The 24,527-nt window shown below is 71.5% G+C and carries 27 protein-coding genes; 13 read left to right on the plus strand and 14 right to left on the minus strand.

Annotation, left to right across the window (positions count from 1 at the left end; translation table 11 throughout):
• Window positions 1–1,334: 1,334 nt before the first annotated feature.
• The 3 genes from ACH4PU_RS30220 to ACH4PU_RS30230 form a co-directional block, all read right to left on the minus strand.
• Window positions 1,335–2,612 carry a hypothetical protein gene (locus ACH4PU_RS30220; RefSeq protein WP_398278985.1) on the minus strand — a complete coding sequence of 426 codons (1,278 nt, stop codon included), beginning with the start codon at window positions 2,610–2,612 and terminating at the stop codon, window positions 1,335–1,337.
• Between the two features lie 201 nt (window positions 2,613–2,813).
• Window positions 2,814–3,596 carry an HNH endonuclease family protein gene (locus ACH4PU_RS30225; protein ID WP_398278988.1) on the minus strand — a complete coding sequence of 261 codons (783 nt, stop codon included), beginning with the start codon at window positions 3,594–3,596 and terminating at the stop codon, window positions 2,814–2,816.
• A gap of 82 nt (window positions 3,597–3,678) precedes the next feature.
• Window positions 3,679–4,092 (minus strand): hypothetical protein, encoded by a 414-nt coding sequence (locus tag ACH4PU_RS30230; protein WP_398278991.1) that lies wholly within the window; start codon window positions 4,090–4,092, stop codon window positions 3,679–3,681.
• Here ACH4PU_RS30230 and ACH4PU_RS30235 point away from each other — a divergent pair.
• A complete protein-coding gene (locus tag ACH4PU_RS30235) occupies window positions 4,079–4,525 on the plus strand; it encodes a hypothetical protein (RefSeq protein WP_398278994.1) in 447 nt (148 codons plus the stop codon). The two genes, ACH4PU_RS30230 and ACH4PU_RS30235, sit on opposite strands and share 14 nt — an antisense overlap.
• A gap of 512 nt (window positions 4,526–5,037) precedes the next feature.
• Here the strand turns inward: ACH4PU_RS30235 and ACH4PU_RS30240 are convergent.
• On the minus strand, window positions 5,038–5,445 hold the full coding sequence (locus ACH4PU_RS30240; protein ID WP_398278997.1) for a hypothetical protein: 408 nt from the start codon (window positions 5,443–5,445) through the stop codon (window positions 5,038–5,040).
• Between the two features lie 264 nt (window positions 5,446–5,709).
• On the opposite strand from ACH4PU_RS30240, the gene ACH4PU_RS30245 reads away from it, so the two are divergent.
• Window positions 5,710–6,702 (plus strand): phosphotransferase family protein, encoded by a 993-nt coding sequence (locus ACH4PU_RS30245; RefSeq protein ID WP_398279000.1) that lies wholly within the window; start codon window positions 5,710–5,712, stop codon window positions 6,700–6,702.
• Window positions 6,703–6,740: 38 nt separating this feature from the next.
• Here ACH4PU_RS30245 and ACH4PU_RS30250 read toward each other — a convergent pair whose 3' ends face one another.
• The 3 genes from ACH4PU_RS30250 to ACH4PU_RS30260 are packed head-to-tail and all read right to left on the minus strand — an operon-like array spanning window position 6,741 to window position 9,218.
• Entirely contained in the window at window positions 6,741–7,289 is a 549-nt protein-coding gene (locus ACH4PU_RS30250; RefSeq protein ID WP_398279003.1) for an AAA family ATPase, read from the minus strand.
• A 31-nt stretch (window positions 7,290–7,320) separates the two neighbouring features.
• The gene (locus ACH4PU_RS30255; protein WP_398279006.1) at window positions 7,321–7,827 is read right to left on the minus strand and encodes a GNAT family N-acetyltransferase; all 507 of its coding nucleotides are present in this window, start codon (window positions 7,825–7,827) and stop codon (window positions 7,321–7,323) included.
• Window positions 7,824–9,218: a hypothetical protein gene (locus ACH4PU_RS30260; protein WP_398279009.1), complete on the minus strand. Its 1,395-nt coding sequence runs from the start codon at window positions 9,216–9,218 to the stop codon at window positions 7,824–7,826. The genes ACH4PU_RS30255 and ACH4PU_RS30260 overlap by 4 nt, the downstream gene beginning before the upstream one ends.
• A gap of 337 nt (window positions 9,219–9,555) precedes the next feature.
• Between ACH4PU_RS30260 and ACH4PU_RS30265 the strand changes: the two genes are divergently transcribed.
• Window positions 9,556–10,419: a hypothetical protein gene (locus tag ACH4PU_RS30265; RefSeq protein WP_398279012.1), complete on the plus strand. Its 864-nt coding sequence runs from the start codon at window positions 9,556–9,558 to the stop codon at window positions 10,417–10,419.
• A gap of 14 nt (window positions 10,420–10,433) precedes the next feature.
• Here the strand turns inward: ACH4PU_RS30265 and trpD are convergent, their stop codons facing one another.
• A complete protein-coding gene (trpD, locus tag ACH4PU_RS30270) occupies window positions 10,434–11,483 on the minus strand; it encodes an anthranilate phosphoribosyltransferase (RefSeq protein ID WP_398279015.1) in 1,050 nt (349 codons plus the stop codon).
• Between the two features lie 222 nt (window positions 11,484–11,705).
• Here trpD and ACH4PU_RS30275 point away from each other — a divergent pair, with 222 nt between their 5' ends.
• The 7 genes from ACH4PU_RS30275 to ACH4PU_RS30305 all read left to right on the plus strand — a co-directional run bounded on the left by ACH4PU_RS30275 (window position 11,706) and on the right by ACH4PU_RS30305 (window position 18,289).
• A complete protein-coding gene (locus tag ACH4PU_RS30275) occupies window positions 11,706–12,539 on the plus strand; it encodes an NAD(P)H-hydrate dehydratase (RefSeq protein WP_398279018.1) in 834 nt (277 codons plus the stop codon).
• A complete protein-coding gene (locus tag ACH4PU_RS30280) occupies window positions 12,536–13,666 on the plus strand; it encodes an acyl-CoA dehydrogenase family protein (RefSeq protein ID WP_398279021.1) in 1,131 nt (376 codons plus the stop codon). Before ACH4PU_RS30275 ends, ACH4PU_RS30280 begins: the two co-directional genes overlap by 4 nt.
• Window positions 13,666–15,189 carry an AMP-binding protein gene (locus tag ACH4PU_RS30285; RefSeq protein WP_398279024.1) on the plus strand — a complete coding sequence of 508 codons (1,524 nt, stop codon included), beginning with the start codon at window positions 13,666–13,668 and terminating at the stop codon, window positions 15,187–15,189. The genes ACH4PU_RS30280 and ACH4PU_RS30285 overlap by 1 nt, the downstream gene beginning before the upstream one ends.
• A complete protein-coding gene (locus ACH4PU_RS30290; protein WP_398279027.1) occupies window positions 15,186–15,794 on the plus strand; it encodes an HAD family hydrolase in 609 nt (202 codons plus the stop codon). Before ACH4PU_RS30285 ends, ACH4PU_RS30290 begins: the two co-directional genes overlap by 4 nt.
• Before the next feature lie 19 nt (window positions 15,795–15,813).
• Entirely contained in the window at window positions 15,814–16,737 is a 924-nt protein-coding gene (locus ACH4PU_RS30295; RefSeq protein WP_398279030.1) for an NAD-dependent epimerase/dehydratase family protein, read from the plus strand.
• The gene (locus ACH4PU_RS30300) at window positions 16,734–17,690 is read left to right on the plus strand and encodes an aldo/keto reductase (protein ID WP_398279033.1); all 957 of its coding nucleotides are present in this window, start codon (window positions 16,734–16,736) and stop codon (window positions 17,688–17,690) included. Before ACH4PU_RS30295 ends, ACH4PU_RS30300 begins: the two co-directional genes overlap by 4 nt.
• Window positions 17,691–17,854: 164 nt before the next feature.
• Entirely contained in the window at window positions 17,855–18,289 is a 435-nt protein-coding gene (locus ACH4PU_RS30305) for a hypothetical protein (protein ID WP_398279035.1), read from the plus strand.
• A gap of 122 nt (window positions 18,290–18,411) precedes the next feature.
• On the opposite strand, the gene ACH4PU_RS30310 is transcribed toward ACH4PU_RS30305, so the two are convergent.
• Together ACH4PU_RS30310 and ACH4PU_RS30315 are read right to left on the minus strand one after the other, a co-directional pair.
• On the minus strand, window positions 18,412–19,485 hold the full coding sequence (locus ACH4PU_RS30310) for an acyltransferase (RefSeq protein ID WP_398279038.1): 1,074 nt from the start codon (window positions 19,483–19,485) through the stop codon (window positions 18,412–18,414).
• Window positions 19,482–20,330 (minus strand): class I SAM-dependent methyltransferase, encoded by an 849-nt coding sequence (locus tag ACH4PU_RS30315; protein WP_398279041.1) that lies wholly within the window; start codon window positions 20,328–20,330, stop codon window positions 19,482–19,484. Before ACH4PU_RS30315 ends, ACH4PU_RS30310 begins: the two co-directional genes overlap by 4 nt.
• Window positions 20,331–20,454: 124 nt before the next feature.
• Between ACH4PU_RS30315 and ACH4PU_RS30320 the strand changes: the two genes are divergently transcribed.
• A complete protein-coding gene (locus ACH4PU_RS30320) occupies window positions 20,455–21,138 on the plus strand; it encodes a PIG-L deacetylase family protein (RefSeq protein ID WP_398279044.1) in 684 nt (227 codons plus the stop codon).
• Here the strand turns inward: ACH4PU_RS30320 and ACH4PU_RS30325 are convergent.
• The 4 genes from ACH4PU_RS30325 to ACH4PU_RS30340 form a co-directional block, all read right to left on the minus strand.
• Entirely contained in the window at window positions 21,126–21,653 is a 528-nt protein-coding gene (locus ACH4PU_RS30325) for an NUDIX hydrolase (protein ID WP_398279047.1), read from the minus strand. The two genes, ACH4PU_RS30320 and ACH4PU_RS30325, sit on opposite strands and share 13 nt — an antisense overlap.
• Before the next feature lie 120 nt (window positions 21,654–21,773).
• Entirely contained in the window at window positions 21,774–22,031 is a 258-nt protein-coding gene (locus tag ACH4PU_RS30330) for a hypothetical protein (protein WP_398279050.1), read from the minus strand.
• An 80-nt stretch (window positions 22,032–22,111) separates the two neighbouring features.
• Window positions 22,112–22,300, minus strand: a complete 189-nt coding sequence (locus ACH4PU_RS30335; protein ID WP_398279053.1) for a hypothetical protein — start codon at window positions 22,298–22,300, stop codon at window positions 22,112–22,114.
• A gap of 14 nt (window positions 22,301–22,314) precedes the next feature.
• Window positions 22,315–22,755, minus strand: a complete 441-nt coding sequence (locus ACH4PU_RS30340) for a DUF6415 family natural product biosynthesis protein (protein ID WP_398279056.1) — start codon at window positions 22,753–22,755, stop codon at window positions 22,315–22,317.
• A 134-nt stretch (window positions 22,756–22,889) separates the two neighbouring features.
• Between ACH4PU_RS30340 and ACH4PU_RS30345 the strand changes: the two genes are divergently transcribed.
• Together ACH4PU_RS30345 and ACH4PU_RS30350 are read left to right on the plus strand one after the other, a co-directional pair.
• The gene (locus ACH4PU_RS30345; protein WP_398279059.1) at window positions 22,890–24,104 is read left to right on the plus strand and encodes a helix-turn-helix domain-containing protein; all 1,215 of its coding nucleotides are present in this window, start codon (window positions 22,890–22,892) and stop codon (window positions 24,102–24,104) included.
• Window positions 24,076–24,525 (plus strand): GNAT family N-acetyltransferase, encoded by a 450-nt coding sequence (locus ACH4PU_RS30350; RefSeq protein ID WP_398279062.1) that lies wholly within the window; start codon window positions 24,076–24,078, stop codon window positions 24,523–24,525. The genes ACH4PU_RS30345 and ACH4PU_RS30350 overlap by 29 nt, the downstream gene beginning before the upstream one ends.
• Window positions 24,526–24,527: the final 2 nt, after the last annotated feature.

The following is a 24,527-nucleotide window of genomic DNA, read 5'->3' on the forward strand; positions in this document are numbered from 1 at the left end:
GCGCCTCCTATTGAATTCCGCCTTTCGGCGGAATTCCGCTGGAATTCCCCTTCGGGGAATTCGGGGTGGTTTAGGATAACCCCCTTCGGGGGTTATTTTGGGGCGGTATGAATTCCCTGTCGGGAATTCGAGGTGGTGGGTTTTAGCGGTGGTTTCTGAAATGTTTTCAGGGATTCCCCTTTCGGGGAATTGACGGGATGTCACGGGATGGTGGGTGACGGGGGTGTCCGCCGTTGGCGGACACGGGTTCGGGGGTGGGTTGGAGTGGGGTCCGGGGGGTGGCCCCTTCGGGGCCGGACGGGGTGGGGTGTATCAGTACGGGGGTGTGGCTAGGGTCTGGGCTGAGGGCCGGTATGCCTTGGTGGGGACGGGTAGTGACGGGGTGTGGGGCGGGCCCCTGCCGGGGCCCGGGGACGGGTGGCACGGATACCCGGAGGACGGAACGGGGAGGACGGGGGCGCGGGATCCTTCGGGACCCGCACAACAGACAACACAGAAGGGATACTGGACACATTCCCGGTCGGACTCCCGGACGCCCTGACGGACACCTGACACCCTGTCGCAGCCGTGCACACACAATCCGCACCTGTATTTCCCCGAAGGGGAAATACCACCCCACCCAAAGAATAACCCCAGAGGCACCACAATAAACCCCGAAACCCACCCGGACCCGACACCGGCCCCCCACCCAGACCCCGACGAAACCCCCAACCAAAATACCGTCAAACTGACGGTAAGTCAGCACATATTCAAAAGCAGACAACGAGCCCAAACAAACAGCCCGGAAAAGAAATAGGGGCCCTATCTGGCCCCTATCCAATCGCCGAGAAATCACATTCCCCAACAGCTATCACACCGTCAGGGAACTGGTGATTTCCTGGGGTTAGCTCACGCACTCGTGTGAGCAAGTAGTGCAGAGGCCGGTCTCTTCTGCTTGCTCGTCAGTCAATGGTGCGTCGCACTTCTCGCAGCGGCCCGCAGGCCATGTGAAGCCCATCTCCGCAAGGCACCACGTGATGTGGTCAATGAAGTCCGCACCGCTCGCGTCCTGATCCGCGAGGCCCGCCAGTACGACGCGGGTAGCCGCCATGGGGTTGGGCACACGCGAGTGGCGCGCCGCAGCATCGGCGAGGGTGATGAGGGCACGGGCAAGGGCGTCGATCGTCGTATGGGCGAGGCTGACGGCCGGACCTGTCCGGTTTGGGGGCGGGCCCGCCGTACGAAGCGTGCTCTGTGCGGTGTTCACGGAGTCTCCAGGGCGCTCGCTCGGCGTGGCGGGGCGCCCCCGCCACGGTGGACGGGGCGAGAGAGGGTCTTCTCTCGCCCCGGGGTGCCTACTTCGAGAGGTCGAGCCGTACGGGCATCAGAAGGTGGCGATAGCCGTCACCCTTGATCGCGTCTCCGGCGGTGAGCAGCACCGGCTTGGTGATCTGGCAGTCCTGGGCAGGCTGCAGGTGGAGGGTGACCGTGTCGCTGTTGAACGTCCCGAGCGCGTCGAGCAGGAGGGCAGGGTTCAGGGCGAGGAGGCAGCCGCGGAGGTGCCCGGGCTCGCCGTGCCGGTGCGTTGCCGGGATCTCCATGCCGCGGACGCGGTCCTGGTCGGCCGGGTCGCCGATCCGCGGGGCGAGGGTGAGCGTGCCGTCGTCGCCCCAGTGGAGAACGAGGGGGCAGCCCGTGAAGCCCTTGGCCTTGATGAGGGCTGCGGCCTTCTTCACTGCCCGCACGAGGACGGCGCGGTCGGCGTTGAGGGAGGTCTCGGCCTCGGTGGGGATCAAGGTCTCGTACCCCGGCAGCCGGCCTTCGAGCGGCCGCATGGTGACCGTGGCGCTGCCCACCGCCAGGGTGGCGCGGGCGACTGCGGACGGGGTCTCTTCGATGATGCCGATGCCCACGGGCCCGTCGACGGTCTTCAGGCGCTTGGCGAGCCGTCGGAGTGTGTCACCGGGCATGAGCGTGGTGAGCGGCCTCTCCGGCGGCTGTGCGGTGGCCTGAGCGGGGACTTCGGCGACAGCGAGGCGGTACCTGTCGGTGGCCGACAGGGCCAGTGTCGTGCCGTCCAGCGTCACCTGGACGCCGGTGAGCGCCGGGAGGGTGTCGTCCCGGCCCGCGCAGGGCAGCACGCGCTCCAGCTGGGCCAGCAGGGTGCGGGCGTCGACCGTCACGATCGCGGGGACTGGCTCCGGCGGCAGGACGAACGCCTGCAGGTCGTGCGTGGTGACCGGTACGGCCATGTCCGGGGTCGACAGCAGGTCGCCCGCGAGGGAGACCTGGATACGGGCAGCGGCCGTCTTGGTCTCCCCGGCGGCAACCGCTGCGATCGCTTTCCGGAGTTCTGCGAAGTCCAGGAGCGACCGGCCCTTCGCGACCGGGGTGTCGGCGGGCAGCGTGACTTCGGTGGCAGTCCAGAAGTCGAACGTGCTCAGGGTGACGTGGTTACGGGTGGATTCCACCAGCACGCCTTCCTGAATGCCGGAGTTCGGTCCCACCGGCACGCCGAATTCGGCGATGTTCATGGCGGCGGTGAGTTCCGCGTGCGGCGCCGTGAAATGCGCGGTTGGCTTTTCGCTCTTGGTGGTCTTTTCGTTGTCGACCTTGGTTGCGACCTGAGACATGGGTGTCCCCTTCGGTGGTGTGCGTGCTTCCGGTGCCGGAGGTCTGCCACGAACCTTCCAACAAGACAAATCTACCGCACTTCAGTCACGAAGGGTGGGTGAAACGCCATTCCCGTACGGGGAATTCCTCTGCTCAGGGCGGGCACGCCGACGCGCCGGGCAGGCGCATCCCGCCCTGCCCGGCGCGTTGCGCTGCGGCGTCTACGGCCTCAGTGCCACTCCGGGCGAGTCCTCGGTCGGCAGGGGCTGAGCAGGGCAAGAGGCCAAGACCCTCTTCATCGCCTCGTTCTCAGCCGGAGTGACCCACAGCCGGTACTGCCGCTTCACGGCGATCTGCCGGGCGACGTACGAGCAGTCGAACGCCTTCCGCGGGGGGAGCCACTCGGAGGCGTCCCGGTCGCCCTTGGCCTGGTTCGTCGGGCCATCCACAGCGAGGAGGTTGAGCGGGTCATTGGCCATCGCCTCGCGCTGGTCCTGCGTCAGCTGCTGCGCCCCGGTCCGCCACCCGTCCGACAGCGCGACAAGATGGTCGATCTGCACCGCGGACGACTGCCTCCCGCGCTGAAAGCGGATCACCTTGCCGGTATACGGATCGTCCAACGTCCCCGACGCGATGACGCACTTCGACCCCGCCTGGAGCACCGGGTTCCTCAGATCCCGGTGCAGGATGTCGTTGCGGGTGTCGCAGTGATTATGGGAACCCGGAGCGCTTGTGTCGTCGGACCACGGCGGGCCGAAATCCCGGACCCGGTCGTAGCCGGCCTTCGAGGCGGCCCGCTTCACCGGCAGGCCCGTCAGGGCCGACATCGCCGTCCCTGGCTTGGCAGCGGCGTCGATGGCGGCCGCCTTGGCGTCGCCGGCGAACGGACCGTCGTGCGCACCGGAGCAGCCGGCCAGGGCGCCCAGGAGCAGTGAGGTGGCGAGAGCCGCGCGGGGGCGGGACTGGACGGCCCGGCCTGGCCGTCGGCGAAATGCTGAGATCACGTGCCTGCTCTACCCCTGCCTGGGCATGGACAAGGTCGAGGTCACCCGTAAGGGGTTCCTCGGCGTCCGTACGAGAGCTCCTTTACGAGGGGTTCCAGCGGACCCAGCGCGCGCCGGAATCGTCCTCGCTGCGGGCGTCCCACTCTTCGGGGTCGGCCTTGCCCGATCGCACCTCGTCTACCACCTGGTCGATCCACGACTCGAAGCCGGCCACCACATCGGCGCAGGCCTGCCGGGCCTGATGGGCCGTCAACGCTGCGGGGAGCACCGCCGTGTCGGTATCAAGGTCGTAGCGGATTCCGTGAGGTGCCAGGTGATCCCGGATGTGGAGGAGCCATCCGTCGGTGACGCCGCCGTAGTCCCAGATCTCGTCCACGCCCAGGACGCAGGAACCCGTCCGGCGGTCTCCTTCCCGGTCGATCAGCGCTTCGTAGATGCGGTCGCTGTTCCCGTGAATGCCCAGGTCATCAGCACTCATCGTGATGATGTCGTTCATATGCGGCATTCTGACGACGCTCGTCTCCTGCTCGGGGGACGCCACGCTCGGCCTGCTTCTCGCCGGGCCGTTGCGGCAGGTTGGAACGACGCGCCAGGTCACGGTCTACGAGGCCAGACGGGTTCCGTCTGCTGCAGCGGGCCCGGGAATCTGCCGAGACCATCTTCATGACCACTGTTCAGGAAGCACCGGTGCCCTGCGAGTCTCGGAAGACGAGGCAGGCTTCACCGGAGATCGCGGCGGGTACTTCGACGTCCACGACCCCCGGATCCTCAACCGCTTCATCAGAGATCTGCAGCGCTCCGCGCAAAGCCTCACGCGCCTGGTGGACATGCAGATCGACTGGGACTGCGGACCAGCCCCGGACGACCGCACCGACGTCCGCACAAGGAGGCTCGAACGGCAACAGATGCGCATGCTCAAGCAGGTGTAGGTCTAGCCGCTCGCCAGCCGCTCCTTGCTGAACAGCTCCCCGGCGTTCCAGCGGACCACAGGAGGTCAGCAAGGGGCTCGCGGCCGTTGCTCCGGCTGCGACCTGTTACCGCACCGGGCCGAGGTCTTCGACAGAGCGCACCCCGTTGCTGAGGGTGCTCCAGGTCGACCCCTTGGTCTCCCCCTTCACCCGGATCGTCTCGGGCGCCTCCACATTGGAGCCCCAGTTGATTCTGATCCTGTGCGCCTTCCTACAGCGGTTCGAGTAGTAGAAGTTCGTCACCGCGAACCCGGGGGTCCAGCTCCAGGCGAAGCAGCCGTCCACGCCGCGCCGTGTCCGCCCGTCAGCCGACGCAGGGGTGGCTGACGCCGTGGCGGACACAAGGAGCAGCGCGGCCAGGGGCGCGGCCCATCGGGCAGAGATGCGCATCGGTCCTCCAGAGATCGGATCATCTGGAGAACGCCGCACTGTCGGGTAGGTGACGGGCTGCGGGGAGTTCGAAAAGGCTGAGGTCAGGCTCGAGTCGGGGCGATGAACCGGCGGCAGGCGACCATTAGCCCGAAGGCTCCTGCCGCTCCGAGCAGGGTGCCGCATGCTGTGGCCACCTTGATGGCGGTGTGCGACAGCTCCAGACCGTGGGCGAGCTGGACGGACCCCGTCAGCACGGCCGCCCACACTGCCATGCAGCCGACGAACAGCAGCGCCGTGCGAAGGCCGACGTGGGTGGGGCCCAGCCGGGTATTGACGTGGGCGCAGTGGGCGGCGAGTGCCGCCTCCGGGCTTCCGTCGGGGCTGTGCGAGACGTGCCCGCACGAGCAGCGGGCGGCGTAGCGGGCCGTCCCGGCAGCGGCTGATGTGTCTTCGCTGATGACGATCTCGGGTACATGGTGACCGTCGTCGATGGCGTACCGCTCCAGCACGGATTCCCCCTTGGTCTACGGCCAGCAGCGCGGTGGTCTTCCGCATTCTCACCCATCGGCCACGGTGGTGGGGCGTCGTCCGTCCGCGGCTGGCGAATTTACGGCGTAAAGACGTCGAGGACGCCGGAACGGGTACGCGGCCCGGCTGCCGTGGCCTTATGGGCGTTACACACGCCAGCGGGTCTCGTTGGCGAGAGCATGGGGGAGCTCGTCTCAGCGCGAGCGACGACGAACTCGAGGTCTCCAGAGGGCGAGGTCATGGCGATGTTCGCCTCGACTGGCATGGTGTTCCAGCCCGTTGTCCGCAGTGCCGGCTCGTTCCAGGAGGCGGTGAGTGCCGAGCAGGTACAGCAGATGTGCGCGCGGGCGCTGGGCCCGGGCACTCGGGTCCTTTCGGCTGTAGAGCTGGACGGCGGTACCACCAGCACCTTCCGCGTGACCGTGGCCAGCGCGGACCGGCCGGTGATCCTGCGGGTTGCGCCGTGTCCGGCGAGGCAGGCCCGTTCCGAGCGGGAGCTGATGCGGCGTGAGTTCGCGGCCCTGCCCTGGCTGAGCCGGATCTCCCCGATGATGCCGCGGGTGCTCGCAGTGGACTGGTCGCACGAGGTGATCGGCCGGGACTTCATGCTGCAGAGCTTGCTGGACGGCGTCCCTGCACGGGACCGCCTCCGGGAGTACCCCCGTTCTGTGTGGTCGGAGTTCTTCCGGCAGCTGGGCGAGATCACCAGGGAGCTGCACGGGGTGCACGGCCCGCACTTCGGACCCGTTGGCGGACCTGCCTACGTCACGTGGGGCCAGACGGTGATCGCGCTCCTGGAGGACCTCATCGCCGACCTCGACGGCGTCGGTCTGGATGTCTCGGATCTGCACAGGGCCGTCGGTGCGGCCGTCGCCGAGCGCGACGTCCTGGACGACATCACGGAACCGCGTCTACTTTCCGGCGGCCTGTGGACCGGCAACATCATGCTCGGCGCTGCCCCGGTGCCCGCCATCACCGGAGTGCTCGGCCTGGACCGCGTCGTCTGGGGAGATCCGGCGGCGGACCGGCCGATCCATCTGGCCCGGCGGTCCGAGGAGCGGCAGGCGTTCTGGGAGGGGTACGGAGCCCTCGACCGCTCCCCCGCTGCGGCTTGGCGGTCGCGGATCTATGAAGTGTGGCACCTGGGGGCCATCCGCCTGGAGCGGCACCGTCTCGGCGATGCTGCCGGAGTCCGGGACACCTACGTCGCGGCCGCGGCGCTGGGCGACCTGGCCTGAACGACTGCCCGGGCGGGCTGCCTCCTCCGTCCAGTTCCTCATCCCGAACTGGACACGATCTCCAGCGCCCGTTCGGCCACCTGCTCGGGTGTCAGCTCGGTGGTGTCGACGACCGCGGACTTGCGGGGAAGCCAGCTGGTGTACGCCTCGGTGTAGGCGGGGAGCTTGCGCTGCCGGAACGCGCGTACCTGCTCGCTGCGCTCTGCGTCGTCGGGGAATTCCATGCTGCGTTCGATGCGCCGGGACACGGTGGCGGTGTCCGCGTGCAGGAGCAGGTGGTGGAGGCGGATGCCGGCGGCCTGGACGCGGTCGAAGATTTCATGGGCGTAGGCCTGGTTGAGAAGGGTCATGGGGGCGATGACGGGGCGTTCTTGGTTGTAGGCGTGGAGCTGGATGGCCGTGGCTGCGGTCAGGGAGCGCCACGGCGGCAGGTCCTGGAAGTCCCGTTCCCGCCCGGGGAGGATCCGGCGGAGCATGGAGCCGACCTCCTCAGGGTCGTAGATCAGGCTCCCGTCCACGGCCTGGTGCAGGAGGCGGGCCGTCGTGGTCTTGCCCCCGCCGAAGGGTCCGTTGATCCACACAATCACGGTTCATGTTCCTTGGGCTGGTGATGGTGGGTCACGTCGGCGTTGATGGCTGCCGACGGACGAGCTGCTTGTGCAACGCGCGGTTGATGGAGGGGTTTCTGCCGGGGGTGTACGGCGGGATCGGGGTGTACCCCTCGGCGGCGTAGAGCGCGAGCGCGCTGCGGTTGTCTCTGCCGGTCTCGAGGAGCATGGCGGTGGCGCCGACGTCGAGGGCGTGGTGTTCCAGGTAGCGGAGGATGGCCCGGCCGACTCCGTGCCCACGCGCCTCGGGGAGGACGTACATGCGCTTGATCTCCGCGGTGCGGGCGTCGTAGCGCCGGCAGCCCCCGCAGGCTATGGCGTCGCCGTCCCGGTAGGCGACGACGAAGGTCCCGTGCGGCGGATCGAATTCAGCGGCCGGAGTATCGGTGAAGTGGTCGGCGAATCCGTAGAGGGCGAGCTGCTCGCTGTGCAGGTCCTCGAGCAGGGCGCGGGCGCAGGGGTGGGTGTAGGGGCAGGGCAGCAGCGAAAGGGCCGGTGGTTGGGTGTGGGAGGTCATGGTGCTGAGAGTGCCGCATCGATGGCTTCGCGCGTAGTGGGCGGCAGACGGCGGGCTTCGGCGACCCGCAGCTTGCGCAGCATGGCCCGGCATCGGGGCGAGGGCACACCGGCTACGAGCGGGGTGAGCGCGTCCAGGATGGACGCGCATGCTTCACGGTCCCGGGCGATCAGGTGGGCCTGGGCGAGGTGGATGCCGTGCAGGAAGGCGGAGCGCTGGTACCCGGAGGCGTTCAGCGCCAGAGGGGAGAGGAGTTCGGCGGCCCGTGTCACGAGCTTGGGCGCGTGGGCGGGGTGGGTGGCGGCGAGGAGGACGTTGGCGTGGCCGTTCTCGGCGTCGCACTGACGGGGGGTGAAGTAGTAGATGTCGGCGGGGACGGACCCGTCAGGCGCGTGGTCGAGGAGGGATCGCGTGGTGTCCGCGGCGTGATGGTGGGCGTAGAGGTCGCCGGCGGCGGCGTAGGCGGTGGCCAGGCGGCCGTGGGCCCTGGCGCGCACGGCGAGCCCGCAGTGCTGGGCGGCTTCGGTGGCGGCGGTGGCCAGGCGGATGGCGTGGGCGGGGCTTCCGTGGGCGGCGCACTGGTAGGCGAGCATGCCCAGGTTGTTGGCGACGATGTCGTGGGCGTCGCAGGCGCGGGCCAGGCGCAGGGCGATCAGGTGGAAGCGTTGGGCGGGGCCGGGGGCGTTGGCGTCGAAGGCCATCCAGCCGTGGAGTTGGGCGAGGCCTGCGGCGGCGCGCAGGAGGCGGTGGCCGATCGTGTCGGTGTAGCGGGCGTGGCGGATGAGTTCGAGGACGTCGGCCAGGTGGTGACGGACCCATCGCTGGGCGACGGCGGTGCCGCCGGATTTGTCGTCGAGGCGGCGCAGCGCAGCGAGGTTGGCCTCGATGTGGTCGGTCATGGGAGGCACGACCCGTTCTCCGTGGACCGGGCGCGGGAGGTGTCCGGCCAGGGGGAGGCGGGCGGCGTCGAGTGCGGCGGTCAGTACGACGTGGGCGGCAGCGGGCTGGACGGCGCTGTACCGGGGGCCGCGTTCGGTCCATTGGGTGGCGGTTCCCAGGACGGTGGGCAGGGTGAGGGGGCCGGAGAGTTCATCGCAGGCCGTGTCGTCGGGGGTGGCGAGGTCGGTGTCCAGGGCATGTGGCCACAGGCGTTGGGGGGTGTAGAGGGTGCCGGTGGCGCGGGTGAGGACGGCGGCGGCGGCGCGGCGGACGGCCAGGTGCTGAGGGGTGCGGCCCTGCCGGACCCACGAGTAGGCGGTGGTGCGGTGGAGGGCGATGCGGTGGCCGTCGACGGCGAGGAGGTGGTTGATCTCGCGGACCAGATCGCACGGCTCCCAGTCTGCATGCGCCAGGGCGGCGGCCAGTTCCTGGTTGGGCTGGGTTGCAGGCACGGCGACCTCCGCTGAGCACGGTCGGCTCACGCGAGTAGCGTGCATCACCGCCACGTCGTGGCCTAGGCGTGCACCGCCCGCTGCTGCCCGCAGCCGTGCGGCCGCGGCGGACACGGGTCCACCGGAACGCTGCGGCCTTCGTCTCCGGGCCGACGGTGCAGGAGCAGCATCACGCTGAAGGGCCGTGTTCTACGGCCGTTTCACGGCTTTCACAGTCAGGCGCCGAGGTCCTCGGAGTTCACGCCATCGCGGCCCCCATGGGGACTTCGCCGGCGGTGTGCTGGTGCTTGTCCGCGGCGGAGGGCCCGTCGCTGACAGGTGTACCGGGAGGCCGACGATGGCGTTATCTCTGCCCGGAGCGGAACCGACTGCGGCCGGAGACCTGGGGGGTCCTTCGGCGTGGGAGCGGCTGACCGCCAAGGCCGGCAAGGCGGAGGTTCTGCGGGGGGATGCGTACCTGCGGGAGGTGTGGGCCGAGCTGTCGATGGCCGGCGGCACGGAGGGGGCGTACCGCTTCGCGGAGCAAGTGGGGCTGCTGTGGGTGCGCCCGGATTGCTTCGCTGCGGGGAAGGCGCGGGCGGTCCTGGCCGCGGTGCGGGCGGCCGGGTTCCGCGCGGTGGGCACGGAGGTCGTGCGTCTGGACTGGCGGGGCGTGCGGAGTCTGTGGGCGTACGAGCTGGCGAGGGCGACGCGGGAGCGGCTGTGGCTGCTGGACGCGGTGGCCGGTCTCGGGCCCAGCCTGCTGGTGCTGTATGCCGACGACCGGCCGGGCGAGAAGGGCGTGGCCCGGCGCCTGACGTCGTTGAAGGGCTCGAACGACCCGCTCGCCCGGTCGGCGGGCTCGCTGCGGGAGGTGACGGGCAGTCCGAACCGGGCGCTGACGATGGTGCACACCGCCAATGACGGTGCCGACGTGGTGCGGGAAATGGGGGTCCTGTGCTCCCCCGCTGCCCGCCGGCGGTTGATCCCCGCCGTGATGCGACGTCTGGAGAGCGGGCGCTGCGCGCTGACCCGGGCGAGGCGGACGGTGGAGGAGGAGCTGCCGGCGCTCGGCGTGCCGTCGGCGGTGGAGCCGGTGCATACGGTGGAGCCGCTGTTCGAGGGGTCGCTGGAGCAGCGGTGGCGGGCGGTCTGGGGTGCGGCGGCGACGTGGCCGCTGCTGGCCACCCGCCCGGCTGCGCCGTGGTGGAGCGCGTCGTGAACGGCCGCGGGCGGTCAGTCGCCGGTGTTGCGGGCGGAGGCTGCGGTGGTCACCCAGCGTTCGAGGGTGGCCTTGGCCGCGCCGGAGTCCACGGCCTGGGCAGCCTCGGTGAGCCCGTGGGCCAGGAGACGGTGCAGGTCACCGTCGAGTCCGCGGTGAGCGGCGATCGCGGCCGCGGCGTTGATGAGGACCGCGTCACGGACGGGGCCGCGCTCGCCGTCGAGGAAGCGGTGGATGGCGGCCGCGTTGAACGTGGCGTCGCCTCCGCGCAGGTCGCCGGGCTGGGAGCGGGGCAGCCCCAGGTCGGTGGTGTCGAGGAGCTGTTCGCGCACTTCCTTGCGGGAGACGGTCCAGATGCGCGTGGGGGCGGCGGTGGAGATCTCGTCGAGCCCGTCCTCGCCGCGCACGACGAGGGCCGAGCAGCCGCGCTGCGCGAGCACCTGGGCCAGGACGGGAGCGAGTCGGGGGTTGGCGCAGCCCACGCATCCGGCCCGGGGGCGGGCGGGGTTGACCAGCGGGGCGACGTAGTTGAAGGCCGTGGGTACGCCGAGGCTGCGGCGTACGGGGGCGGCGTACTTCAGGCCGGTGTGGAAGCGGGGGGCGAACAGGTAGCCGATGCCGGCTTCGGTGACGCAGCGCAGGACGGCCTCGGGCGGGAGGTCCAGGGGGATGCCGAGGGCCTCGAGGACGTCGGCCGAGCCCGACTTGGAGCTGACGGAGCGTCCGCCGTGCTTGGCGACGGGGATGCCGGCGCCGGCGACGGTGATGGCGGCCATCGTGGAGATGTTGACGGTGTGAGCCTGGTCCCCGCCGGTACCGACCACGTCGACGGTGTCCAGGTCCAGGAGCAGGGGGCTGGCGTCGGCGAGGAGGGCGTCGGCCAGTCCGGCGATCTCCTCGGCGCTCTCGCCTTTGGCGCGCAGTGCGATGAGGAATCCGGCGAGGGACGCCTCGGGTGCGCGGTCGGTGATGACCTGCCGCATGACCCACGCGGTGTCCTCGGCCGTCAGGTCTTCACGGCACAGCAGTCGTTCGGTGAGGGAGTTCCAGCTGGGGGAGGTCATCGCGGTCTCCAGGCGGCAGCGGGCGGCCAGAACGCTGGGCGCGCGGGGGCTGGTTCGCCGGCCGCGCGGGGCCTCAGCGTGGGCGTCAGCCTACTGGCCACGGACGGTGATCGGGGGGCGAACGGATGGGTGCGCGGCGGCCCGGGGGCGCATGAACACGGTGCCAGCGCGCAGGCGCTGGCGGGCCTTCTGGCCGGTCTGACCGGTGGAGCCGCTCCTCGGGTGGGGAAGGGTGACGCGGGTCAGGTGGTCGTGGTGGGCGGGTCCCGGCGCTACGCCGGGCCGCCGCTCCTGGCGGCGCTGGCGGCGTTGCGGTGCGCGGTGGACGACGTGCGCCTGGTCGTCCCCGGCTCCACTGCGGTGCTCGGCGGGCCGGTTCTTCTGCACTGCCACGCCCGTTGCGCTGGTGAGGAGGACCTGAACGCGGCGCTCGCGGCCGAGGGGTGGGAGCAGTCCGTCGCCGAGCTCGGCCGCCGGTGCCGCGCCGGGGCTGCGGGCCGGGTCGTGACCGTGCTGAGCCCCGGCATGGGCGGACATCCGCAGCCCGAGACGCTCCTGGCCGCGCTCACCAGGACGCGCCGCCGCCTGCCGGAGGGGTGCGGGCTGGTCGTCGACGGCAACCTCGGCGGCGGCGCGGCCGGCCTCGAACGCCTGGACGCCCTGCGCCCGGAGGTGGTCCTGCTCAGCTGCCGCGAGGCCCACGCCCTGGCCGGCTTCCACAGTCCGACCGAACTCGCCGACCGCCTGGGCGCGGTGGTCGTGGTCAAGGGACCCAGTGACCACATCGGTGCCCCCGGCCGTGCGGTCGTGATCCGTGACGGGCCGGGCACGGCGGAGCTGACGAAATCCGGCACCGGCGACGTCCTGGCCGGCGCTGTCGGCGCCTTGCTCGCCCGTGGCCTACCGGCCCCGGCGGCTGCGGAGGCCGGCTGCCACCTGATGCAGGCCGCCGCCCTTGCCTCCCGCACCCGGCACGGCCCCGGCTTCCTCGCCGGTGAGCTGGCCGACGACCTCTCACGCCTGCTGATGACCCCCGAAGGAGACGCCCCGTCATGACGACCACCGTTGACAGCCTCGAGCCCGCCGACGTCGCCCGGGTGCACCGCGCGTACGGGCAGGAGCACCGCCGACTGCACCCGGCGGTGTGGCGGGAGCTGCAGCACTCCGGCCTGGCCGGCGCCTGCCTGCCCGCCTCGCTCGGCGGCACGCCGCTGCCTGTCCCCGGTCTGCTGGCCGCCATCACCGAGCTCGCGGCCGCGGATGCTTCCGCCGGCTGGGTCGCGGCCATCACCGGGCCCGCCGGCCTGTTCGCCGCCCTGCTCCCGCACGACGCCGCTCGTGCCCTGCTGTCCGCCGCGGCAGCGGGACAGGTGCCGTTCCTGGGCGGCTCCTCCCATCCGGCGGGGATCGCCGAGGCCGCGCCGGGCGGCGGGTACCAGCTGTCGGGCCGGTGGCCGCTGGTCACCGGCGCCCGTCGCCTCCACCTGTGCTTCCTCGCCGCCCGGCTCGGCGCCGACGGCGAGGTGAGGTGGTGCGCCGTGCCGCGCGAGGCGGTGGAGGTCGAGGACGACTGGCGGGCCCACGGGCTGCAGGCCACCGACAGCGTCACCGTGCACACCCGGCGCCTCCACGTTCCGGCCGAGCACCTGGTCGACCTCACCACGAACGCCCCCACCGAGGGGGACGATCCGCTGTCGGCCTTCCCCCGCTACGGGCTGATGGCCGCCGCACTGGCCGCGGCCGCTGTCGGCGCGGCCCACGCCGCCGTCGACCGCTTCGCCCAGGTCGCCGGACGGCACCGCCCCCGCGGTGCCGCCGGGGTGCTGGGCCAGCAAGGTCACGTGCACGAGGCCGCCGCCCGGGCCCAGGGCCGCCTCGAGTCCGCCGACACCTACCTCACCCACACTGCCACCCAGGCGTGGGAGGCCGCCCACCACGGGCGCGTGGACGGGCGGTTGCGGGCAGCGCTGCGGCTGGCTGCCTGCGAGGCCGCGGACGCCGCCCGCGTCTGCGCCCACCGCCTGTTCCAGGCCTCCGGATCAGCCGGGGTATACGAGGCCGGTGGCCTCGCGGCCCCGATGCGCGACCTCGACGTCATGGCGCAGCACGCCCTCCTGGGCCCGGCGGCCGCGCAGCGTGCCGGCCGCTACCTGCTCACCGGCGACTGTCCCAAGGACCTGTGATGCTGCGCGCCTTCGATGCCCATGTCACCGCCGACCCCACGCGCTGCGCCGTCGTCTCCGCCACTGGAGAGCGCGTCAGCCGCGAGGAGCTGCTGACCGCCGCCGTGCTGCTGGCCAACCGCCTCTATGCCCGCGGCACTGTGCCGGGCCGGAGCGTCGCCCTGCACACCCCGGGGGCGGGCCCGCTCTTCCACGCCGCCGATCTGGCCGCGCTTCTGGCCGGGGCCGTGCCCGTCAGCCTGCCGGAGCACGCCACCGCCGCCGAGCTGGACGCGATCCTGGCGGTGATGCGGCCGGCGTGCGTGCTGGATGCGGCCGCGGACGAGCGGATCGCCGCAGCCGCCGACCGGGCCGGGGCCGCCTACTGGCCGCAGACCACCTGGCCGGCCGACGCCCGCTACGGCGGACACGACCTGACGGCCCGTACGGTCAGCAGGCTGCCCGAACCGAGCGGCGCGTGCGTGGTGGCCACCTCCGGCAGCACCGGGACCCCGAAACTCGTCCTGCTGGGCCGCCGGGCGCTGGCCGAGGGCATCGGTGCCTGGTGCTCGCTGTGGCCAGCCGCCGCCCGCAACCCCGTCTCGACCATCGCCTGCCTGCCGGTCTCCCACATCGCCCAGCGCATCATGGGCCACTACCTGATGTGCCTGTACGGCACCACCATCCACACCACCACGCCCGGCCGGTTCGCCGAGACCGTCGCCGCAGTACGGCCGTCGGTCCTGCTGGGCGTACCGCACACGCTGTCGGCGCTCGTGGACGCCGCGGAGCGCGAGGGCGCGGTGCGCGGAGCCCTTCGCGAGGTGGCCCTGGTCGTCAACGGGGCCGCGGCCCTGCCGCCGGAAGTGGCCGCGCGCTTCCAGGCCCTGGGCGTGCCCGTCGCGGGCGCCTACGGGATGACGGAGACATCCGTCCCGGCGTGGCATCACCTGCCCGAGGACGGCAGCGGCGTGCTCGGCGAACCGGTGCCGGGCGTCGAGGCCCGGGTCGATACGGGCGGGGAGCTGCTGCTGCGCAGCCCCTACGTGGCCCGCTACGTCACCGCCTGGCCCCGAACCCGCCCCGTCGTCGCGCCTGATGGGTGGGTGCACACCGGTGACCGGGCCACGCGGCTGCCCGGCGGGGGCGTGCGGCTGGAGGGGCGGATCGCGGCGACCCTCAAGACCAGCCGGGGCCGGCTCATCGTCCCCGAGCCGGTCGAGGCGTATCTGGCCGCGCAGCCGGGCGTGGCCGCCGCCTGCCTGATCGGGCACGGCCAGCCGTCGGCCACCGCGATGGTCAGCATCCCGGAGGCGGCCACCTGGGCTCCCGAGCGCCTCACGGCCGCGGAACGGGCCCTGCTCAACATCCTTCGCACCGCCCGCCGCACGGGCCGACTGCCGTGGACGGACATCGGTGCCATCCGCATCGTCGGCGACTCCTGGCCCGCGCTCGGCCTGCTCACCCCGACCGGCAAAGTCCGCCGCTCGGCGATCGCCGACCACTACACCGCCCGTCTCGAGCCCGAGGAGAGTCCCGCATGAGCGATCGCGTCGTTGCCGTCGACCTCGGCGGCGTCACCTTCGACTACGACTTCCACCGCGCCATCAACCACTGGGCCCGCTCCGCGAGCGCCGATCCCGCCACGCTGGTGCAGCGCTTCCGGATCGACGCCCCGTTCGACCTCTTCGAGCGCGGTCGCATCACCCCGGACGGCTACTTCGCCCACCTGCGCGCCCTGCTCGGCGTCGAACTGAGCGACGAGAAGCTGGCCGAGGGCTGGAACAGCATCTACGGCACGGCCCACCACGACCTGATCGCCGTACTCCGGGGCCTTAACCGCGAGCGGCTGCTGCCGGTCGCGATGTCCAACACCAACACCGTGCACGCCGGACGCTGGCGCGAGCTCTACCGCGACCAGCTGGAGGTCTTCGCCGCGGTGCACTGCTCGTACGAGATGGGCACCGCGAAACCCGAAGCGGCCTTCTTCGCCGCCATCGCCCGGGCCCACCAGGTGCCCCTGGACCGCCTAGTGGTGCTCGACGACCAGCCGGCCGTCATCACCGCCGCCCGCGCCCTGGGCCTGCCCTCGCACCACTACCGCACCGCCGCCGGTGCCGCCGGCTTCCTCACCTCGCTGTCCGCCTGACCCTTCTGGAGGCTCTGCCATGCACGTTCTGATCACCGGCGCGGCCGGGTTCATCGGCCGCAACCTGCTGCGCCGCCTGACCGCCGCCGGCCACACCGTCACCGGCACCGACAACTTCTCCGTCCCCCCGTTCGGCCCCGTCCCCGAACCGATCGACCACCGCGACGTCCGCGACCTGACCCCCGGCGACCTCGCCGACGCCGACGCCGTGGTGCACATGGCCGCCCTGAAATCCGTGCCCGGCAGCTTCGACGACGCCGCCCAGGCCCTGCACAACACCGCCGTCGACGACCACATGCTGCGCACCTTCGCCGCCACAGCCGGGCGCAGGCGGCTACTGATGGCCAGCTCCTGCGAGGTCTACGGCAACCAGCCCGTCCCCTGCGCCGAGCACCACACCGCCGCCCCGCGCTCGCCCTACGCCGTCGCCAAGGCCGCCGCCGAGATGCACGCGGTCGTCCACCGCGGCCTGAAGCCCGCCCTGGACATCACCTGCCTGCGCCTGCACAACACCTACGGCGCCGACGAGGGAGCCGACGCCGTCATCCCCCGCTTCATCGACACCGCCCTGCGCGGCGAGCCCCTCCCCCTGGAGGGAGACGGCAGCCAGGCCCGCGACTTCAGCCACATCGACGACCTCGTCACCATGCTCGAACGGGTTCTGACCGACCCCGAGCGGCCGCCGGTCGTCCTCAACCTCGGCTCCGGCCACGCCACCACGATCGCCACGGTGGCCCGGCACGTGCTCACCGCCGCCGGCCTCGACCCTGCAGACCCCGACGCCACCGTCCCGGCTGCGGCCCGGCCGAACGAGATCCGCTCCTTCACCGCCGACATGAGCCGCTACACCGCCCGCTACGGGCCCGTACCCACCCGCCGGCTCGCCGACGGCATCACCACCGTCTACCAGGCCCGCGCGGCCCTGCTGTCCGCCACCCGATGACCTGCACCCTCACGGCACGGTGGGGGGTGATGGCGCTGGGCACCCACCACTTCGGCGCCGACGTCACCCCCCGCCAGGCCGCCGCGCTCCTGGACGCCTTCACCGCGGCCGGCGGACGACTCATCGACACCGCCCCCACGTACGGAGAGCAGGACGGCGCCTTCCACGCCGAACGCGTGATCGGCAGCTACCTCGCGGCCACCGGTGCGCCGCTGGCTGTGGCCACGAAGGCCGGCCTCGACCCCACCGGGCAGCCGTGCCTTCGCCCCGAGACCCTGTACGACCAGGCCCACGTCTCCCGCGACCGGCTCCGGCGCGACCACCTGGATCTCTTTCTCCTCCACCGCGACGACCGGACTATCCCCGTCAGCGAGGTGGCCGACGTCCTGCACCTCCTCCTCGACGAAGGAACGGTTCACGCCGCGGGCGTCTCCAACTGGACCCCGCCCCGCATCCTGGCCCTCAACCACGCCCTGGCAACGCGCGGGCCGCACCGGCTGACCGTGACCAGCCCTCTGTGGAGCCTGGCCCGCCGCACCCGCTACGCCACCGACCCCGAACTCGTCGAAGCCGACGCCCACCACCTGGAACTCGCCCGCCGGCAGCGCCTGGTGGTCATGCCGTTCCGCACCAGCGCCCTCGGCTTCTTCACCGACGCCTTCACCGTCGGCGGCCTGCGACATGCCGACTACGTGCGCGCCGCCTACGCGACCAAGGGAAACCTCGAGCGCCGCAGGCGGGCCCAGCACCTGGCGGCCGAGCTCGGCGTCACCGCCCACCACATCGCCTTGGCCTACCTTCGGGCATTCGACCTGCCCGTCATCCCTGTCATCGGTGCCACCTGTCCCCAGCAGATCCATGCCGCCGCCCGCGCCTGCGTCCTGCATCTGACGGTCGAGCAGCGGTACTACCTCACCAGCGCAGCGGAGTACCCGTACGCCAGCCGAGGGTGAGCACACAACCTGCTTGCCACAGGGCCAGTTATGAGGGCATGGCACGTAAGAAATCGAAGGACAGTGCGGAACGACGTGCGGCTGGAGAGGCTGCTCGTCGCGCAGCGGCAGCCAAGCGAACCGGTCCACGGCCGATCCGGCCTCGCCGTGAACGTCAGCGGTCCTTGGTAGAGCTGAAACCGCCCGGGGCGTACTACAAGGACTGGTTCGCTCCGGGCCAACGATGGCTGGACGAAGGCCCGGAGAAGATGCTGGCCGAAGTCACCCAGAAGTACGGGGCCGACTCTGCAGAGGTATCCATCATCCGCACGGCTGCTTCCTTCGGTCATCTCTACGGTGAGGTGCCTTCGGAGGCCGCCTGTCACCTGGACCATGTGATGCGGGCTTCCGGATACGTGAGGGAGCTCGCTGAGGCGATGGGCGTGCCGGAGATCGAAGCGCTGACGTCCCTTCACTCCCTGCATGCCCAGGGAATGCTCCTGGTCGACGACGACGGTTCCATCTGGATGACGGTCCCGCCCGGCGCCCCTCGCTCAGTCCCGGGCGGAGGGTGGGCCTTCGTGGAGAAGAAGTTTGACGCCAGCGACATCCTGGTCTGAGACCCGGCCCAGGCCACTGCCCAGTCGGCCCCACCCTTCCTCGCACGAGGGGCCGCGTCACGGTGAACGCGACCCCGACAGCGGTCATATGTCCGCGCCCAAGGCTGTTCCCGCACTTCCCGTCACGCCCGCTGCCCGTCCGGCAAAGGGTGAGCCCCGAGCAGTCGGGAAAACCGGTGGGGGATAAGGCCGACGGAGTTGGCCGGATAGGGGAACATCCAGGACTGGCGCCGGCAATGGTCACGGAAGTCGTGCCCGAGCTCGTCCAGCTCGCCCACCACCCCAGCAAGCCGGAAGTCGAAGATGCTCGAGGCGGCACCGCTACGGCTCAGGCGCAGCGTCTCCTCCTCCCGGCGCACCGTCCACTGCGCGTGGCCGACCTTCACCCGCCACGAGCCGACCTCATCGGCGCAGACCTCGACGCCCTTGTAGACCAGGCGCTCCAGCCACACCGCGACCAGCTCCTCAACATGACGGTGCAGAGCGGGACCTTCCAGCGGGGCGGCGTGCAGGGTGCGCTTGGCGACGGCCGGGACTCCGGCAGCCAGCACTCCGGGCGGCAGGGAGCGGACGACGACCGCGCGGGCAGCCACCTGCGTTCCCGCGCCGATCCGCACGCCCGGCATCACCGCCACGTCGTAGGCCAGCCAGACGCCGTCCTCGACCGTGATGCCCGCGAACCGCCCGACGTGGCCGTCGCGCGCCGCGTGGCCGCTGTGGTAGCCGTGCGTCCACAGCGCGACCCGCATGCTCATCCCCACCCGGTCCCCGATGACCACCGGCTCGGTCGCATTGATGATCACCTCCGGGGCGATCTGGCACTGCGAGCCGATCCCGACGGTGGAACGCTCCTCCATACTCGCGCCGCACCCGACGCGCAGATGCGAGCCCAGGTAGGTCTGTTCACCGACGGCCAGCGACCGGCAGGTCACCTCCGCACCCCGGTCCACCACACAGGCCGTATCCAGGCGCAGCAGGTCCGAGGCCAGGACTCGCGACCCTGCTCCCAGCCGGGCACGGGCCGCGATCTCCACCCGGGCCGCCCGGACATCACAGTCCGCTTCGATCAGCGCACCGTCGCCGAGGACCAGGTCGTCCGCGACGATGACCGCGCCGGGCTCGATGCGCACCCCCGCGCCCAGCTCCATCCGGCCCACGTGGCACTCGACGCCGGGGAACCTGTCCGCCGGCGTCACGAGTCCGCTCCGGGGGCGGGTCGGCGGGCAACCAGGAGCTGGGCCACGGTCTCGTCGATGAATCGACCAGACGGTTCCAGAGCCGACAGCTGCCGACGCAGTTCCGCCTCGAACGCTTCCCGGTCCTCCCCCAGGACGTCCGGGGAGGAGAACGCCTTCGTGAACTGCCGCCCCACCACCTCGTCCAAGGTCAGGGTGACGGTGTGCGGCACGTCGGTGCTCGTCAGCATGCAGAAGGCCGAGCAGCGCAGTACCGAGGCATGGTCCTCGGCCAGCCGGGCGCCGTAGCCGCGCCCCGCGGCGCGCGGATTGCCGACGAGGTACTTCCTGCGGACGGCCTCGACCGCGGCATGCCAGTGCGGCCGTTCGCACCCAGGGGCCCGGCGGGAGAGCACCGCCATGAACCCTCCGGGCAGCACCAGGTCGCCGAGCACCCCACACACGCGTTCCCGCTGCATCCAGTGGAACGCATCCGCGATCACCACAGCACGCAGCGGGGGCACGTCGGGAAGACGCTCAGCGGCCCCGGTGTGCCAGGTGATGCGCTCCCCCACCCCGGCCTCGGCGGCGGCCCGCTTCGCGGCCACGAGCATCTCCGGGCTCGGGTCGACCGCCACGACCTCCAGCCCGCGCCGCGCCAGTTCGACCGCGACGGTGCCCGGCCCCGTGCCCAAGTCCATCACCGGGCCGCTACCGCCCTCGACGTCCTGGAGCAGCTCCACCACGCGGTCCACCAGCGCCGGCGGGTACCCCCAGCGGTAGCGCCGGTACTCCTGCGCGGCGCCGGCAAACAGCCTCCTCGGCTCTTCTATCGGCGGCCCGGCCTGGTTCATGTATGCGCCCATTGCCCCTCCCATGTGTCGGCGAGGCGTCCACCATCCAGGCGCGCGCGACGGCGTACCGCGGCCTTCACAGGCTTCACGAGATCACTGCGAGTTCGGGCCCGTGCGGCCGCCGTACCGTACAGCCGTGACCACTACCACCGCCCCCAGGGTGCTCGCGGTAGCAGCCCACGCCGACGACGAGATCCTCGGAGCCGGAGGCGCCCTGGCCGAACACTCCGCCCACGGCGCCGACTTGTGCTTCCTCATCCTGAGCACCAGCGCACTCAGCCGCCCGGACAGCGAGCACGCCGCCGTCAATGACCACCGCCGCCGGTGCGCCCAGGCCGCCGCCGAACGCTACGGAGCCACGCTCGTCATTGCGGATCTACCGGACAACGGCTTCGACACCGTCGCGCAGCTGACCATCACCCAGCACATCGAGGCGGTCATCCGCGAGTTCGCCCCGACGCTCGTGTACACCCACTCCACCGCCGACCTCAGCCGTGACCACCAGCTCGTCGCCCAGGCCACCGCGGCCGCCACCCGACCCCAGCCCGGCGCGTCAGTCCGTACCGTCCTGGCGTACGAGGTCCGGTCCGCCACCGACTGGGGAATCGGCACGCCGTTCCGGCCCTCCTGGTTCCAGGAGCTGAGTCCCGTCGCGGTTGAGCAGAAGCTGTCCACGCTCACCGACGTCTACGGCTCCGAGATGCGGCCGTGGCCTCACACCCGGTCAGAGCCCGCAATCCGCGCGCTGCTCACCCACCGCGGCGCTCAGTGCGGTGCGCACGCCGCCGAGGCATTCGAAGTCCTGCGTCACATGCCCTGACCGCTCGCCGCCGGTCCCCGGGCGATGCCCTCGGCGCCGACGGACGGCTGGAACCATGCCTCGGCTCCGCCGCTGAGGGCGTGGCGCAGTTTGATCTGGCACGACGGGCTGAGGTCCGGCAACTCCGATGGCGCGAACCAGCGGACCTCGAGCGACTCGTCGTCGTTCACCCGGGCCTCGCCGGCTACAGGGGTGCACAGGAAGGTGTGCACGAGGAACTGGACGCGATCCCCGTTGCCGAGGGTGCGCTCCTCCGTCACCGTCACGGCGGCAAGGCGGTGCACCTGGACGTGGACGCCTGTCTCTTCCGCGACTTCGCGCACGACGCCGTCGGCCGGCTGCTCCCCGACTTCCAGGATGCCGCTCAGCAGCCGCCAGGCGCCGGTGTCGGCGCACCGTTGCAGCAGGATCCGTTCCTGCTCGTCCACCACCACGGCGGTGACCCCGGACAGCCACAGAAGGTGATCGCTGCCGAGCGCGGCACGCAGGCGCTGGATGAACTCTGGCACGGCCATGGCTCCACGGTAAGGAACACAGGGTGTCGCTGTGGCGCGAACCAGCAGATCCCCCGCACTGCTCTCGCGCGACCGGCCGGAGGTGGCCCCCAGCGCGATGGGGTGCAGGCTCAGGGCCGGTCAGTCGTCGTTGGCCATCTCGGCGCGGAGCCTGGACTCCGCCTTCGCCGCAGCATCGCGCAGGGCCGGATCGTCGCTCGTGGCGTGGGCTTCTATAAGGATCAGGAGGGCTTGCGCGAAGTTCCAGGACAGGGTGACTTTGCGGTCCGCGGCCAGGAAGGCTGCTGCTCGTTCTCCGGGCGAGCCGGGGATCAGGGTGCTGACGCCGCCCTGGCCGAGCAGGCGGGGGGACGCGGGGGGAGTTTGAGGCGTGGTCACCACCGAAGTGTCCCGTACGCCCCTGCTGCGTGATCCCGCGGCCCCGCCCTGTCCCGCTCGTCCGCCGGCGGCCGCTCGTCCTACCAGACGTCGTCCGATGCGGTATCAGGTGCGTCGGCCTCGACCGGCTGCGGCAGCGTGTGCTCGCCGTGAGCGAGCTGGGCCTGCGCGAGGTGGCCGAGGAGGCCCAGCACGGCGACCGAGCCGAGGCCGAGGAACCATCCGCATGCTGCCCCGATCGGGTCGTCAACGCCGAAGCTGCGTGGCACTCGGTTGTGTGTGATCACTGGCGTACCGCCGCGTGCTGGAGTTCACGGCCGTCGGCGACGGCCAGGCCGAGGAGCATCCGGCACCAGCGGGCCCGTTGCTGGATCCAGGCGTGTGCGGCGCTGGCGTCGGTCTGCGGGTCGGGGCACGGCTCGTGGTCGAGCTGGTGGCGGATGATCCGCAGGCCGTAGCCGGTGAGGCCCGGGCTTCTGGGGTCCGGGCGGCGTGAGCGGTGCTCGGCTTCGGCCGGCGGCAACAGCAGCGCGACGTGTCCGGACAACATGCGGGCGGTCAGCGCGAGGGCCTCGGGCACGAGATCGGCTCCCTGCGGAACGGGGTCCAGGGCTGTGGCGATGGTCTGCTGGATGCCCTCGACGTCGAGGGGGGCGCTGCCTTCCGGGTCGTCGGTGCGGGCACTGTAGTACTGCCGGGCGCGGGCGTGGGTCGCGGTGGGCATGAATTCCAGGCCTTCCTGTAGCGGAGCACGGTCGGCTCACGCGAGTAGCGTGGGTCAACACCACCTCCTGGACTAGGAGTTCACCGCCCGCTGCTGCCCGCAGCCGTGCGGGCAGCAGCGGACACGGGATCCCCATGGATGACGAGAGCTTCGGCCAGGCGTTACGCCGCTTGCGCGGCAACCTCTCCCAGCGGGCGCTGGCCCGGCTGGCCCACTGCGGCAAGAGCTACATCGGTGATCTGGAGACCGGCCGCCGTCATCCGTCGCCGGAGATGGCCGCGTTGCTGGACCGCGTCCTGGACGCCGACGGGTACTTGATCCACCGGGCGATGGCTACGGCTACGGCCGATGTGCTGGAGCGGGCCGCCGCGTTGCAGCGGGGGCTGGGCGAGCATCTGGCCGCCGGCCCGATGTCGGATGCGGGCGTCGAGGACTGGGAGTACACGGTGGCCCGGCATGGCCAGGCGACCCGGTACCAATCCGAGCGCCGGCTGCTGGGCGAGCTGGTCGACGACTTCGCTGCTCTGCAGCCCCTTCTTTCCCCGCGGCGGCGTCACTCGCCTTCGGTGCGGCGGCGTCTGACGGTCGTGGCTGCCCGCCTGTCCGGGCTGATGGCGTTGACGTTGCTCAAAGCCGGTGAGCCGACGGCCCGTGCGTGGTGGCGTACCGGCCGGCAGTTCGCAGGCGCCGCGGACGACCGGTCCACGTTGTCGTGGATCTACGCGCAGGAGGCGTACCAGCAGTACTACAGCGGTGATCTGTACGGGGCGGTGGAGCTCGGGAACAGGGCTCGGATGCTGGCGGGGGGTCTGCCGTGCGTGGGACCGGCCCTGGCCGCTCCTCTCCAGGCCCGGGCGTACGCCGCTCTTCACCAGGCCGACGAGACCGCCGCGGCCCTGGCCGAGGCCCAGTCGGCCCTTGACCGGCTCGATCCCGCCGAGCGGGCCGCCTCCGCCTTCGGGTACTCCGAGAGCCAGCTGCGCTTCCACGGCGGCAACGCCTGGACACATCTCGGCGAGACCGGGCGGGCGCGCGAGGAGCATGCGCGGGCCCTGGAGCTGTACCCCGCGTCCGAGCTCACCGACCGCGCGTTCGTCGGGCTCGACCAGGCGGTGTGCCTGGCCTCGGACGGCGACACCGCGGCCGCGGCCGCGCACGCCGTCGCCACCCTCACCGCTCTGCCCGACGCACACCGCGGTGCCCTGATCGTCTACCGCGCGCGGGAGCTCGCCGCTACCGTGCCCCGGACACGGCAGACGCTGCCGGAGGTTCGGGAGCTGCACGAGGTGCTGGCACTGCCGGCAGGAGGGGACGGCGAAGATGCGGATCGACCAGGCAACGGAACATGACGCGGAGGCCATCGCGCGCTTGATCGGTGAGATCGAGGCGTACTACGGGGGCCCGGACTCCCCTGCGGACCCCGCCGAGATCCGCGAGCGGCTGTTCGGCAGACGACCTGTTGCGACGGTGCTGCTGGCCCGTGACGGCGACCGCGTCCTGGGCATGGCCTCCTTCAGTCTCCTGTGGCCGGCCGCCAGCGCCGATGCCTCGCTGTACCTCAAGGAGCTCTTCGTCAGAGAGCCCGCCCGGCGCCAGGGCGTCGCCACCGCCCTCATGGAACACGTCCGGGACGCAGCATCGGCAGCCGGATGCGCCCGCGTCGAGTGGACCGCCGACCGGGACAACCCCACTGCTGCCGCGTTCTACACAGCCCTCGGCGCCCAGCCCCACAACGGCAAGACCTTCTACCGGCTCGAGCAGGATCTCTAGGA

Source organism: Streptomyces sp. NPDC021100, assembly GCF_044333095.1.
Lineage (GTDB): Bacteria > Actinomycetota > Actinomycetes > Streptomycetales > Streptomycetaceae > Streptomyces.

Excerpts from the sequence above, each read along its gene's own strand:
- ACH4PU_RS30220 (WP_398278985.1), bottom strand. The coding sequence starts at position 2,612 with ATGTCTCAGGTCGCAACCAAGGTCGACAACGAAAAGACCACCAAGAGC.
- ACH4PU_RS30235 (WP_398278994.1), top strand. The coding sequence starts at position 4,079 with ATGATGTCGTTCATATGCGGCATTCTGACGACGCTCGTCTCCTGCTCG.
- ACH4PU_RS30230 (WP_398278991.1), bottom strand. The coding sequence starts at position 4,092 with ATGAACGACATCATCACGATGAGTGCTGATGACCTGGGCATTCACGGG.
- ACH4PU_RS30245 (WP_398279000.1), top strand. The coding sequence starts at position 5,710 with ATGTTCGCCTCGACTGGCATGGTGTTCCAGCCCGTTGTCCGCAGTGCC.
- ACH4PU_RS30255 (WP_398279006.1), bottom strand. The coding sequence starts at position 7,827 with ATGACCTCCCACACCCAACCACCGGCCCTTTCGCTGCTGCCCTGCCCC.
- ACH4PU_RS30265 (WP_398279012.1), top strand. The coding sequence starts at position 9,556 with ATGGCGTTATCTCTGCCCGGAGCGGAACCGACTGCGGCCGGAGACCTG.
- trpD (WP_398279015.1), bottom strand. The coding sequence starts at position 11,483 with ATGACCTCCCCCAGCTGGAACTCCCTCACCGAACGACTGCTGTGCCGT.
- ACH4PU_RS30280 (WP_398279021.1), top strand. The coding sequence starts at position 12,536 with ATGACGACCACCGTTGACAGCCTCGAGCCCGCCGACGTCGCCCGGGTG.
- ACH4PU_RS30285 (WP_398279024.1), top strand. The coding sequence starts at position 13,666 with ATGCTGCGCGCCTTCGATGCCCATGTCACCGCCGACCCCACGCGCTGC.
- ACH4PU_RS30290 (WP_398279027.1), top strand. The coding sequence starts at position 15,186 with ATGAGCGATCGCGTCGTTGCCGTCGACCTCGGCGGCGTCACCTTCGAC.
- ACH4PU_RS30295 (WP_398279030.1), top strand. The coding sequence starts at position 15,814 with ATGCACGTTCTGATCACCGGCGCGGCCGGGTTCATCGGCCGCAACCTG.
- ACH4PU_RS30300 (WP_398279033.1), top strand. The coding sequence starts at position 16,734 with ATGACCTGCACCCTCACGGCACGGTGGGGGGTGATGGCGCTGGGCACC.
- ACH4PU_RS30315 (WP_398279041.1), bottom strand. The coding sequence starts at position 20,330 with ATGGGCGCATACATGAACCAGGCCGGGCCGCCGATAGAAGAGCCGAGG.
- ACH4PU_RS30325 (WP_398279047.1), bottom strand. The coding sequence starts at position 21,653 with ATGGCCGTGCCAGAGTTCATCCAGCGCCTGCGTGCCGCGCTCGGCAGC.
- ACH4PU_RS30340 (WP_398279056.1), bottom strand. The coding sequence starts at position 22,755 with ATGCCCACCGCGACCCACGCCCGCGCCCGGCAGTACTACAGTGCCCGC.
- ACH4PU_RS30345 (WP_398279059.1), top strand. The coding sequence starts at position 22,890 with ATGGATGACGAGAGCTTCGGCCAGGCGTTACGCCGCTTGCGCGGCAAC.
- ACH4PU_RS30350 (WP_398279062.1), top strand. The coding sequence starts at position 24,076 with ATGCGGATCGACCAGGCAACGGAACATGACGCGGAGGCCATCGCGCGC.